11 protein-coding genes are annotated in these 11826 nt (G+C 57.4%); 5 read left to right on the forward strand and 6 right to left on the reverse strand.

The genetic code is table 11. From position 1 onward, the window contains the following. Positions 1-5 precede the first annotated feature (5 nt). On the reverse strand, positions 6-917 hold the full coding sequence (locus ACMX25_RS31450; protein ID WP_414953817.1) for a LysR family transcriptional regulator: 912 nt from the start codon (positions 915-917) through the stop codon (positions 6-8). A 121-nt stretch (positions 918-1038) separates the two neighbouring features. Between ACMX25_RS31450 and ACMX25_RS31455 the strand changes: the two genes are divergently transcribed. Continuing rightward, positions 1039-2124: a tartrate dehydrogenase gene (locus ACMX25_RS31455; protein WP_414953818.1), complete on the forward strand. Its 1086-nt coding sequence runs from the start codon at positions 1039-1041 to the stop codon at positions 2122-2124. 157 nt (positions 2125-2281) lie between these two features. After that, entirely contained in the window at positions 2282-3061 is a 780-nt protein-coding gene (locus ACMX25_RS31460) for a Crp/Fnr family transcriptional regulator (protein ID WP_414953819.1), read from the forward strand. Here ACMX25_RS31460 and ACMX25_RS31465 read toward each other — a convergent pair. From ACMX25_RS31465 to ACMX25_RS31480, 4 genes are all read right to left on the reverse strand, one after another. Beyond that, positions 3036-3692 (reverse strand): aspartate/glutamate racemase family protein, encoded by a 657-nt coding sequence (locus ACMX25_RS31465; RefSeq protein ID WP_414953820.1) that lies wholly within the window; start codon positions 3690-3692, stop codon positions 3036-3038. The genes ACMX25_RS31460 and ACMX25_RS31465 overlap by 26 nt on opposite strands. A gap of 30 nt (positions 3693-3722) precedes the next feature. Continuing rightward, entirely contained in the window at positions 3723-5231 is a 1509-nt protein-coding gene (locus ACMX25_RS31470) for a sugar ABC transporter ATP-binding protein (protein ID WP_414953821.1), read from the reverse strand. 24 nt (positions 5232-5255) lie between these two features. Next, a complete protein-coding gene (locus tag ACMX25_RS31475) occupies positions 5256-6176 on the reverse strand; it encodes a sugar-binding protein (protein ID WP_414953827.1) in 921 nt (306 codons plus the stop codon). A 92-nt stretch (positions 6177-6268) separates the two neighbouring features. Then, complete coding sequence (locus ACMX25_RS31480; protein ID WP_414953822.1) at positions 6269-7270, reverse strand: ABC transporter permease; 1002 nt, start codon at positions 7268-7270, stop codon at positions 6269-6271. Between the two features lie 209 nt (positions 7271-7479). Here ACMX25_RS31480 and ACMX25_RS31485 point away from each other — a divergent pair, with 209 nt between their 5' ends. Continuing rightward, a complete protein-coding gene (locus tag ACMX25_RS31485) occupies positions 7480-8373 on the forward strand; it encodes an NAD-dependent epimerase/dehydratase family protein (RefSeq protein ID WP_414953823.1) in 894 nt (297 codons plus the stop codon). A gap of 112 nt (positions 8374-8485) precedes the next feature. Here ACMX25_RS31485 and ACMX25_RS31490 read toward each other — a convergent pair whose 3' ends face one another. Continuing rightward, a complete protein-coding gene (locus ACMX25_RS31490; RefSeq protein WP_414953824.1) occupies positions 8486-9685 on the reverse strand; it encodes a porin in 1200 nt (399 codons plus the stop codon). Between the two features lie 549 nt (positions 9686-10234). Here ACMX25_RS31490 and ACMX25_RS31495 point away from each other — a divergent pair. Together ACMX25_RS31495 and ACMX25_RS31500 are read left to right on the forward strand one after the other, a co-directional pair. Then, the gene (locus ACMX25_RS31495; protein WP_414947540.1) at positions 10235-10744 is read left to right on the forward strand and encodes a hypothetical protein; all 510 of its coding nucleotides are present in this window, start codon (positions 10235-10237) and stop codon (positions 10742-10744) included. A gap of 26 nt (positions 10745-10770) precedes the next feature. Next, positions 10771-11793, forward strand: coding sequence for an IS3 family transposase (locus ACMX25_RS31500; protein WP_414947539.1), 1023 nt, complete (start codon positions 10771-10773; stop codon positions 11791-11793). The last annotated feature ends 33 nt before the right edge of the window (positions 11794-11826 follow it).

An 11826-nucleotide genomic window follows, 5' to 3' on the forward strand; every position in this document is an offset into this window, starting at 1 on the left:
AATCTTTATTTAGTTTGCAAAGCAAGTATGAGGAAATCGACGAACGACTTAACGCGTGACGTTGTTTGCAGATGTTGCGGAACGACCGCATAAATATCGGCATCGGGCGTCCGGTAAGCCGGCAATACGTGTATCAATCGGCCGTCGCGCAAATACTCGGCGATGTCCCACTCTGCACGCATCAGGATGCCGTGACCATCGAGCGCCCATTTCACAGCGATCTCGCCATCGTTCGTAGTGAGGTTACCCCGGACGCGTATAACCTCGGCTTTCTCCTCCCCGCCCCGCCCCGTCGTCAGCCGCCAGATACCGTAGCCATCGTCGCCCTGGCGTATGCCTATGCAATTGTGCTGCGCAAGATCCTGAGGATGCCGGGGCAGTGGATGATCAGCGAAATAAGCCGGTGCTGCACAGAGCAGGCGCCGGTTTGGCGCGACCAGCCGGGCAATGACACGCGAGTCCGGCGCCTGGCCGAAACGCACGCATACGTCGAAGGCGTTTTCGCTAAGGGGAGGAGGATCGACCGATAGCTGCAACTGCACGTCGACCTCAGGGTACAGCTTCACAAATCGCGATATAGCGGGAGCAATGTGACTGCGTCCGAAACCCAGCGTGGCGTTGACGCGCAACAGCCCGCTTGGCGCAACGGCCGCCCTGCCAAGAAGCTGCGCAAGCTCATCCATTTCAGTCAGGATTCTCCGCGCTCGGGCCGCGTAAAGGTCGCCCTCGGGCGTGAGGCTCATGCGGCGGGTCGTCCGGCTCACCAGCGCGACGCCTGTGCGCGCTTCCATCTGGGAGAGGTGCTTGCTGACTGCCGCCGTGCTTAATCCCAACTCGCGCGCAGCAGCTGTCAGGCTGCCACAACCCGCCAGGATGGAGAAAAAACTCAAGTCTTCTGCCTGAATTGGAGAGGTCATTGCGAGGTCGCCGGCAACTTCATTATTAACTCAAAGTTAAAGACAGTTTAACTCCCTCAGCGTTTCGCGGCGCCTTTGCGCTTTAGCATGCCCAGATGTTTTCCAATTCCAGAGACCAGAGATGAAGAGTTATCGGATCGCGACTATTCCCGGAGACGGCATTGGCAAGGAAGTCGTGCCAGCAGGACAGGAAGTGCTGGAAGCGCTGGCCGCGCAAACGGGCCAATTCAAGTTCGAGTTCGAAAACTTCGCCTGGGGTGGTGACTACTATCGTCAGCACGGGGTGATGATGCCCGCTGACGGCCTTGATGCGATCCGGGACAAGGACGCGATTCTGTTCGGCTCGGCAGGCGACCCTGCGATCCCCGACCACGTCACGCTCTGGGGTCTGCGGCTCAAGATCTGTCAGGGCTTCGACCAGTACGCCAATGTGCGTCCCACGAGAATCCTGCCGGGTATCGATGTCCCGCTTAAACGCTGTGGTCCGACTGATCTCGACTGGGTCATCGTCAGGGAAAATTCAGAGGGCGAATATTCAGGGGTGGGCGGCCGGGCGCATCAAGGCCATCCGATCGAAGTCGCAACCGACGTTTCGATCATGACGCGAGCAGGCGTCGAACGAATCCTGCGCTTCGCTTTTCGCCTGGCGGCGTCGCGTCCGCGCAAGCTGCTGACCGTTATCACCAAGAGCAATGCGCAGCGTCACGCAATGGTGATGTGGGACGAAATCGCCCTCGAAATTTCGAAGGAGTTTCCCGATGTCATGTGGGACAAGGAACTCGTCGATGCCGCCACTGCACGCATGGTGAACCGCCCTGCAACGCTCGACACGATTGTCGCGACCAACCTGCATGCCGACATCCTGAGCGACCTGGCTGCTGCGCTGGCCGGAAGTCTCGGCATCGCGCCGACAGCCAATCTCGATCCCGAGCGCCGCTATCCGTCCATGTTCGAGCCGATTCATGGTTCAGCCTTCGACATCATGGGCATGGGCCTGGCGAATCCTATCGGTACGTTCTGGTCGGTCGTCATGATGCTGGAGCATCTTGGCGAAATGGACGCAGCACGCGCAGTCATGGCGGCTATTGAACACGTGACGGCGAATCCCGCAACGCATACAGCCGACCTGGGTGGCACGGCGACGACCCGGCAAGTCACCGACGCGGTCTGTGCATTTCTTGCAGCGCATGCGCCGCAGGTTGCCTGAACCTGCGTGGCGGAAATGTGTGTCCGGTGTATGCGTTGCATGCAATGTTGGAAGCGATGGTTCGACCTCACGGGTAAAGCAAATCATGGCGAACGCATGTATAGAAACGGCTCCTGCCCCTTCCCGGTTCAGGAGCCAAGGTTCAAGGAGACTTCCAATGTGGTTTGTCGGAAAAAGCGAGCTTCTCTCGCTAATCGAACGTCATTGCCTCGATGAGGTCATGCCCGCATTCAGCGATCACCGGACGGTTCGAAAAAATACAACGATCTACAGACCTGAAGACCTGAGCAATCATGTCTATTTGCTCAAAAGCGGAAGCGTCCGGCTCTTCAGGCTGACCGAAGACGGGCAAGAGATCACGCTGTCGTTTATCAAGGCGGGCATGCTGTTCGGCGACGGCGACGTTCTGAACGAAGCCAATTATTCCCATCATGCGCAGACGCTTGCTCCCAGCATGATTTGCTACATTCGCAAGGCTGATTTCAAACAACTGCTCGCCCGCTACGACGTAATCAACGACTTCGTCTTGCGAAGCCATTACCTCCGATGGCAGGAAGCTCAGCAGCTGATCGAAAACCTGTCCCTGCACGACGTGCGCAAACGCCTGACGAACATTCTCGTGATGTTCGCCGGTCAGATAGGCGTCGAATTCGACTGCTTAAGTCAAGCAGATGCAGTCCTTATCGATCTGCCTATTCCGCAAGACAAGCTCGCCGAATTCATTGGTACATCGCGCGAATCCGTCAACCGGCACTTCAACGACTTGAAAACTGAAGGGCTGACAGCCATGCACGAACGCAAGATCGTTCTGACGCCCCTCTTCGTTGCGAAATTCCTGCGCAACAAGCAGCCGCCAAAACAGATCATGTTACCGGCATCGTTCACTGCGCCCTCCTTGAACGTTCGGGCCGTCAAAGCGCCGCTAGCGCGCGTTTAACCGCCTCGACGCCGCTGCGCGGGCTGGACAGCACCGGAACACGCAGCGTGCCAAGCGTGGGGATGAGACGTGCCATCGACACTTGCGCGAGCACGACGACGTCGACTTGATCGGCGAGCGCGACGATTGTCTGCTTGAGAATCTCGTCGTGCAGCGCACCCTCCCCGCGAAGCAGCGCTTCGAACGCCCCCTCCGCGATCCGCTCGGTCACCTCGACCATGCGGCCGAGCTCACCCGCCTTGCGCCGGATCAGCCGCACCGTGGGGTCCAGCGTAGTGGCTACGGTTGCGACCACGCCGATACGCGGGCCGATCGCGCTGGCCTCTTCCGCCATCGACTCGTCGATCTTTACAATCGGCGTGCGGATCAATTCTTTTAACGAGTCCGTCGCCTCGCCGACCGAAGAACACGCATTGACGATGATGTCCGCGCCCATTGCCTGCGCATTCAACATGTAGCTATAAATGCGGCTGGCGACTTCCGGTGTCAGATGCCCCGCTGTACGGACGTCGTTCAGCAGGCTGTCATCCATGATGTTGATCACGCGCGCGTGCGCGATCAACTCGCTGAGTTGTTCCTTGATCGGTAGAACCGTCACGGGTCCCGTATGAATCACAGCTATCGTTGTCATGGTTTTCCGTTCAATGTGTAAAATCAAAAATCAAGCGGTCGCTGCGGCCATCACGCGTTCCTGGGTCGCTTGCTCACGCGTCATCTCGCCATTCAACTGTCCTTCACGAACAATCAGGATCCTGTCGCTGACTGCAAGCACCTCCAGCAAATCGGACGAAATGACAATGATCCCAATGCCTTGCGAAGCGAGCCGCGCCAGCAATGCGTGCACTTCCGCCTTAGCGCCAATGTCAATGCCACGTGTTGGCTCGTCAACAATCAGGACCTTGGGATTTCGCGCGACCCATTTAGCGATCACGATCTTTTGCTGATTTCCCCCGCTAAGATTGACGACCTTCTGTTCATTGTCAGGCGTCTTGATGCCGAGGCTGCGCACGAATTGTTTGCAGCTATTCTCTTCTTTAGCGCGTTGCAGGAACTGGAAGGGTGAATAGCGCTTCAAGTGGGTCAGGCTGAAATTTTCCCGCACGCTCATTCCGAGCACGAGCCCCTGCGCCTTGCGGTCTTCGGTGACGAAGCCAATACCCTGTTCAATTGCATCATGGGGACTGCGGATGGTCACCGGCTTGCCGTCGATGGCGATACTTCCCGTGCAAGGACGCATGCCGAAAATCATCTCCATGATCTCCGTACGCCCTGAACCGACCAGTCCCGCAACGCCCAGGATTTCGCCGCGGTGCAACGTGAAGCTGATGTCCCGTATCCGCGCTTGCGCGCCCTTCACCGCCCGCAACGACAAGCCCCGGACTTCCAGTACAGCCTCCTTGCTTGCGTGCGACACGGCGGACCCCGGGTATAGATCGCTTAACTCACGATCGACCATCATGCGAACCAGCGAATTGCGGGTTACGTCTGCAATCGGCGAGGTATTGACGGTACGACCATCACGAAGCACCGTCACCTGGTCGGCAAGCTCGAAAATTTCCTCCAGCCTGTGCGAGATGTAGACCACCGCGATGTTGCGCTCACGCAAGCGCTTGATCAATCGAAGCAGCGTGCGCGTTTCATGATGGCTGAGCGAAGCAGTCGGCTCGTCCATGATGATGACCTTTGACTGATACGCAAGCGCCTTGGCGATCTCGATCATCTGCTGCTGCCCGACGCTTAATTCGCTCACGCGCACGGATGGGTCGAGATCGAGTTCGATCGTTTCAAGCATCTGTCTCGCTTCGCGGTCCATGCGTGCCCGGTCGAGCAAACCAACGCGATTGCGTGGCTCCCTGGCGAGAAACAAGTTTTCTGCCACGCTAAGATTTTCGACTACCGACAACTCCTGATAAATGATGCCGATACCCAACGCGCGTGCATGATTGCTATCGCGCAGCGCGATTTCCTTACCCTCGATGAGGATGCTTCCACCTGAATCCGGGCTATAAACACCCGTCAATATTTTCATCAACGTGCTCTTGCCAGCCCCATTCTCCCCGGCAAGTGCTAACACCTCGCCTTGCCGGATCTGAAGGTTGACGCCGTCGAGCGCCTTGACGCCGGGGAACGTTTTGGAAATGTTCCTCATCTCCAGGAATGGCGCTGCCATGGCTCTCCCTTGCTCGTACCGAGCTTACTTGGTGTAGCTTCCAAGATTATCTTTAGTCACGACCGTCACGCCCGTATCGATGTCCTTAGGCGCTTCTCCCGTACCCTGGATCTGCGCCACCAGATTGTTCACCGCAAGCGAACCCATGGTGACAGGCCGCTGAACCATGATCCCTTGAATCGTGCCATCCTTAAGCGCCTTTAGCGTGTCGGGAAGATCGTCAAACGCAAGCACTTCGAGCTTGCCTTTCATAGCGCCGAACTCTTTCGTGTTGAGCACCTTTGACACGGCTGGCCCACCGACCTGGCTTACCCCAAAAATGCCCTTCAGTTGCGGATGGGCCCGCAGGGTTGTCTCGACAACCGAAACGCCTCTGGCGAGGTCATCGTCCGTGCCCTGTGTTTCCACAATCTTGATGCCCGGGTATTTCGCCAGCCCCTTCTTGATACCGGCGATACGTTCATTGAGATTCACCGCACCGAGCTGCCCGGTCACTATCGCAACGTCACCGGATCCGCCAAGTGCCTTGCCCATCGTCTCGGCCATGGTCTCCCCCGCCGACTCGTTGTTCGTACCGATGTACATCGACCGGCCGCTCTTGGGCGAGTCAGAGTCGAACGTCAGTACTTTTATGCCGCTCTGTTCGGCGCGCTTCATCACGCTCTCGACAGACTTGGGTTCGTTGACCGAGATAGCAATGCCGTCTACGTGCTTCGATATCAGGTCTTCAATGATCTTTACCTGCGTCGAACCCTGGGTGTTTTGCGGCACCACCCATTGATACTTGACACCCGTCTTGTCGGCGGCCTGTTGTGCGCCCTTGTTGCAGTCGTCGAAGAACGGCACAGCCACCTTTGGAATGACGGCGACAGAAATATCCTTTGCGTCCTTGGCCTGAGCCGACACGCTCAGACATAGTGCCGCGGTGGCCACGCCGACGCTCATTAGGGTGCGAAATGTCATATCCATTTTTGTCTCCGGTTTTGTTTTAGTGGTGTTAAAAAATCAGCGAGAGGCGGGTTTCAATGTCCTTCTCCTCAACGTCCCTTTCGGCGGACACGCCAGATGTCGATACTGACCGCGATCAGAATGACGCAACCGGTGATGGCTTGCTGTGCGTAGGTATCAATGTTCAATAGCACGACCCCGTTAGCGATGATTCCCGCCAACGCCGCGCCAATAATCGCGCCCTCTACGCTGCCAGCGCCTCCCGAAAGACTTGCGCCGCCGATCGCAGCTGCCGCAATAACATCAAGTTCTGCTCCGAAACCTGAGGCCGGCTCCGCCGAGACAAAGCGCGAGAAACTGACAATGCCGGCGATAGAAGCAATGAGCCCTGAAAGGGCATAGACAATGAACTTGACGCGAAAGGTGCGCACGCCGCTCAGGCGTGCCGCCATCTCGTTGCCTCCCGTGGCATACACGTGCCGGCCGAAACGGGTCTGACGCATCAATACGGAAAAACATATGGTCATGAAGATCATGATGACCACGGGAAACGGCACTAACCCGAGATACCCTTGTCCGATGAACGTGAAGCTATCCGGAACATCAGGCGTAACCGGAACGCCTTTGGTGATCATGTACATCAGGCCCCGTCCAATGCTCAATGTGCCCAGCGTGGCAATGAAGGGCGGCAACTGGATCCAGGTGACCAGGAATCCGTTGAAACAGCCGACGGCGAGTCCCACGAATAGTCCTGCAAACACAGCCGTGACAGGACCGGCACCATGCTGGAAAGCAAGCGCCGTCACGAGCGACGATAAGCCCATCACGGAGCCCACCGACAGATCGATACCGCCCGTGATAATGACTAGCATCATCCCGATGGACATGATCGCAATCAGCGAAAATGACCTGAACACGCCCATCAGGTTGTTCGTCGTCAGGAAATAAGGAGAAAAAATGCTGATCAGGATTCCGACCAGCAGCAATACCGAAAAAATATTCAATTCCCGGATCTTGAGCCAGCCACGCAGCGTGTCGGAGAGACGCGTCTGGACAGGTTGCGAATCCTCTTTGGACGATATTGCAGCCACCGATGTCTCCTTGATTTAATTCTCGTTGAGGCAGATCGTAGGTTGCCGTCCGCCATCGTGTCTGTGACGAGCGTCATACATTGGTGTCGGGGTTGTCCCTGATGCGTGTGGCCGCGCAACTATGAAGTTCGTCACAGAACCTGTCCCTGCCCGGAGGTAACATCTGGTTCTAACGTCGAGCCCCAACAATCAGACCAGGAGTACACCGTATGACGAAGAGAGTAATAGTGACCGGCGGCAGCGGGCTTGCCGGGAAATGGGTGGTCGAGGATCTCGTCTCGCATGGTTATGAAGTGTTGAATCTCGATCGCGTACCCATGGCAAAGCCCATAGCACGTACCTTGATTACCGACCTTACCGATGCAGGACAGGTTTTCAACGCGCTGGCTTCGACCACCGTGCTAAAAGAGTTCGACGATGATCTCGAGCCCAAGCCCATTGACGCGATCGTCCATTTTGCCGCTATTCCCAGGATCCTCATTACCACCGACAATGAGGTATTCCGCATCAACGTGATGTCGACCTACAACGTGCTCGACGCTGCATCGAAGCTGGGTATCAAGAAAGTAATCGTTGCCTCGAGCGAGACGACCTATGGCGTGGTGTTTGCACACCGGCACCGGGACCCGGAATACTTTCCGCTGGACGAGCAATATCCGGTCGATCCGATGGACAGCTATGCCATGTCGAAGGTGATCAACGAAGTCACCGCCAAGGCGTTTCATGCGCGCACAGGCGCGGATATTTATTGCTTCCGCATTGGCAACGTACTTGATCCTGTCGACTATCAAAAATTCCCGACGTGGTTCAAGGACCCGGGGCTGCGCAAGCGGATTGCGTGGAGTTATATCGATGGACGGGATCTGGCGACGGCATGCCGGCTTGGCATTGAAAAAGACGGGCTTGGTTTTGAGGTCATGAACGTCGCAGCTGACGACGTATCTTCTGACCAGCCGACGGCGGAGTTGTTGAAGCAGTTTTATCCCAACGTGCCCGTCAAGAAGCAGCTTGGCGAATTCGAGACCCTGCTGAGCAATGAGAAGCTGAAAAGGTTGTTAGGCTGGCAGCAGAAGTATCGATGGAGGGAGCAGGTTGCTCAATAGGCTCGCGGCTACGTTTGCTTCAGGGATCGCAGTTCTTTAGAACGACTTCCGAGCGCCCAAGCGTGCGATCGGAAGTCGTTCTCTGCTAGCTCATTTCGGAGCGCGTTCAGTATTAGAACTTGTGACGTATGCCAACGATCAGCGCCGTCTGCACATCGGTTGACGAGTTGCTCAGGTTACTGATTGCCGCGACCGCCGTTTTCCCGGTCGAATCCTTGCCGCTCGCGTGCTGGTAGATGCCGACCACATACAGGTCCGTACGCACGGAGAGCGCATAGTTCGCCGCGAGATTCACCTGACTGTAGCTCGCCCCGGAGATGCTGCCGATCGAACTGCCGCGTGTATAGGTGAACGCGGTGCCTAATTGCAAGGCCGGTGTCACCAGATAGGCCAGGTTGATTTCCCCGAGGTTGAAGGTCGCGGTCCCCGTCAGTTTCTGCGGATTGAGGCCTGCGCCTGCCTCGGCGCCGATGTCCTTGAACTGGACATTGCTATACACGCCGCCAATGGTCGCGTTGCCGATCTTGTACGCGGCGCCCGCCGAAACGACCTGCCATGTATGGGCCGACGCGAAGCCGCTATACACCGGGCTGGACATATTCAGCGCCGAGGTTGATGTAGGTGAGTTCGCGTTGGGATTCGAGCCGAAGACCGAGAAGTTCGGGTCGCGTGCGTTTTCGTATGACACGCCAAGCGCCAGCGGGCCGTTGTCGTAGCCCGCGCCGAACGCATAGATCTGGTTCTGCGTAAACTCTCCCGCCTTGCCGCCGAAGCTGTAGAAGCCGCCGAAGGTCAGGCCGCCATAGTTGGGACTGGCGTACTTGATCGAGTTGTTGATCCGGTTGGTGTTGTCGAGGTTGTCCATGTCGCCCGGGTGCGAGCCGTAGATGCTGCCCCATTCTTTCAGCGTCACCAGCTTTTCGGCGTTGCCCGATTCGAAGCTGCCGACATAGTCGCCGAGCAGGTCGTATTGGCGACCGAGCGTCACGGTGCCCATGGGACTCGCGAGTCCTACATACGCTTTGCGTCCGAACTCCGCGCCGCCTTGGCCTAGTGTGCCGTTGTCTATGTTGAAGCCGCCCTCAAGCCGGAAGATCGCCTTCAACCCGCCGCCCAGATCCTCGGAGCCGATCATGCCCCAACGATCGCCTTGCAGATTGCCGGAACCCAATTCGTATTGTCGGCTACCCTTTGAATTCGAATTGAACACGAAGCCGTTGTCGAGGAGCCCATAGAGAGTCACCGAACTTTGAGCGTGTGCAACGCCGCACACCGACATGCATGCGGCAATTCCCAGGATTTGTTTCTTCATCGCCCCACTCCGAAGATATCGTGAAATAGATCAAACAACGTGAAAACCAGGCCCTGTAAGCAGGATTACGAAGAATCGTAAGTGTGCAATTTCTGCTAAGTAAGACCAGTTTCCGAGATCACGATCGGTATTGGAGATCGGCGGGGTTTGGGGGCTACGGGGAAATGATGGGGTCTTTCGTTCGCACTCGGGGTTAGTGGTCGGGGTTAGTGGTCGGGGTTAGTGGTCGGGGTTGGTCTTGGGGTCGGGGTTGGTCTTGGGGTCGGGGTTGGTCTTGGGGTCGTGGTCGGGGTTGGTCTTGGGGTCGTGGTCGGGGTCGGGGTTGGTCTTGGGTTGTGCTAGGTTCTGGCGTTAGCGGTCGGGGCCAATGCCGGGTTGCTGCTTTCCAGGTCTTCGCGCGTTCAGTATTAGCTGTTTTCTTAATCACTATTAGCCACTGCGCGTGGCGGCGCGTCATTTCTTGGTCCTTAGCCCTCCATGTCAGGCTAGTTGTCGCGTCACCCGAATTTACTTTTGGTGCAAACTTGGGGGGCGGCAAGCGAATGGAAGATGAAGCGTTACAGCACGGAATTCAAAGAGTGGGCGATGCGTCAAATGATGCCACCCTTAAACCGGGCCGTCATTGAGATGTCTGGCGCCACAGGTGTGACGACGGTGACGCTGCACACCTGGCGGCGCCACGCGCGAAACCTACGTAACTCAGGGGAATACATGCCGGGCAATGGCAAGACGAGCGATCAGTGGTCGAGCGCCGAGAAGTTCAGGGTGGTGCTGGAGACTGCATCGTTAAGCGAAACCGAGATCGCTCATTACGGCCGTGCCAACGGCATTTATCCTGAGCAGATCCGCGAATGGCGTGGCGCCTGCGAGCAGGCCAACGTGCCGCTTGAGCCGAAACTGAGTGCGGCTGAACGGGGTCAGGCCAAGCTTGCAGCCAAGCGTATTCGAGAGTTGGAACGCCAGCTCAAGCGCACCGAGGCGGCTCGCGCGGAGGCCGCAGCGTTGGTGACGATGTTAAAAAAAGCCGATGCGATCTGGGGCAAAAAAGAGGAAGGCTGATCAGCACCCCGGATCGCAGTGAAACTATGAAGTTGATCGATGCAGCGGTACAAGCGGGTGCGCGGCGTGCGATCGCGAGCGCGCATTTGGGGGTGAGCGTGCGCAGCGTACAGCGTTGGCAGCACAAGCCCGAAGACGCGCGGAAGTTAAGTGGTCGCCATTCGCCGCCCAACAAATTCAGTGGCGCCGAACGTCAAGCGCTGCTGGATGCGGCCTTGCGGGTGGAGTTTGCCAGCCTCACGCCGCACCAGATCGTGCCGAAGCTGGCCGATGAAGGACGCTATCTTGGTTCGGAGTCCACGTTTTACCGGATATTAAAGGCTGAGAATCTAAGTCGGCGACGTGGGCGCGCCAGCGTGCCGCAACGACGCGCGCCCACTACGCATCGTGCAGACGGTCCGAATCAGCTGTGGTGCTGGGATATTACGTGGATGCCCACCACGATCCGAGGGCGTTATTTTTACTGGTACATGATGAAGGACGTCTACAGCCGCATGCTGGTGGCCAACGAGGTTTGGGATGTGGAATCGGGCGAGCACGCGAGCGCGTTGCTGAGCAAGGCCTGTCTGATTGAAGGCACGGCGGGTCGTCCTCTCGTGCTGCATTCGGACAACGGCAGCACGATGAAGGGGGCACTGATGCGCGCAACCATGACTGACTTGAGTGTGGAATCGTCGTTCAGCCGGCCGCGGGTGAGCAACGACAACGCGTACGCCGAGGCGCTGTTCCGCACGGCCAAATACTGTCCGATGTGGCCCGAGCGCCCGTTTGATACGTTAGATGAGGCGCGTGTCTGGGTGCAGAAGTTTGTGGCTTGGTACAACGCCGAACATTGTCACAGCGGGTTGAAATACGTCACGCCAAGCCAGCGGCACAATGGACAAGCAGACGAGGTGCTGACCAAACGGCGGGCTGTGTACGAGCAAGCCAAGGCAAACAATCCGTCGCGCTGGTCGGGCGACACGCGCAACTGGAAACTCGCAGGCTCGGTCTATCTAAACCCAGAAAGAACCGAGCAATCGGCTACCCGATACAAAGAAGCTGCGTAGCGGTGCACGCGACAACTACCTTGACACACACCG

This window comes from Caballeronia eucalypticola, assembly GCF_047608185.1.
Taxonomy (GTDB): domain Bacteria; phylum Pseudomonadota; class Gammaproteobacteria; order Burkholderiales; family Burkholderiaceae; genus Caballeronia.

Bases quoted from the DNA above. Each gene is read 5' to 3' on its own strand.
- ACMX25_RS31450 (WP_414953817.1), bottom strand. From the start codon at position 917: ATGACCTCTCCAATTCAGGCAGAAGACTTGAGTTTTTTCTCCATCCTG.
- ACMX25_RS31455 (WP_414953818.1), top strand. From the start codon at position 1,039: ATGAAGAGTTATCGGATCGCGACTATTCCCGGAGACGGCATTGGCAAG.
- ACMX25_RS31460 (WP_414953819.1), top strand. From the start codon at position 2,282: ATGTGGTTTGTCGGAAAAAGCGAGCTTCTCTCGCTAATCGAACGTCAT.
- ACMX25_RS31465 (WP_414953820.1), bottom strand. From the start codon at position 3,692: ATGACAACGATAGCTGTGATTCATACGGGACCCGTGACGGTTCTACCG.
- ACMX25_RS31470 (WP_414953821.1), bottom strand. From the start codon at position 5,231: ATGGCAGCGCCATTCCTGGAGATGAGGAACATTTCCAAAACGTTCCCC.
- ACMX25_RS31475 (WP_414953827.1), bottom strand. From the start codon at position 6,176: ATGAGCGTCGGCGTGGCCACCGCGGCACTATGTCTGAGCGTGTCGGCT.
- ACMX25_RS31485 (WP_414953823.1), top strand. From the start codon at position 7,480: ATGACGAAGAGAGTAATAGTGACCGGCGGCAGCGGGCTTGCCGGGAAA.
- ACMX25_RS31490 (WP_414953824.1), bottom strand. From the start codon at position 9,685: ATGAAGAAACAAATCCTGGGAATTGCCGCATGCATGTCGGTGTGCGGC.
- ACMX25_RS31495 (WP_414947540.1), top strand. From the start codon at position 10,235: ATGAAGCGTTACAGCACGGAATTCAAAGAGTGGGCGATGCGTCAAATG.
- ACMX25_RS31500 (WP_414947539.1), top strand. From the start codon at position 10,771: ATGAAGTTGATCGATGCAGCGGTACAAGCGGGTGCGCGGCGTGCGATC.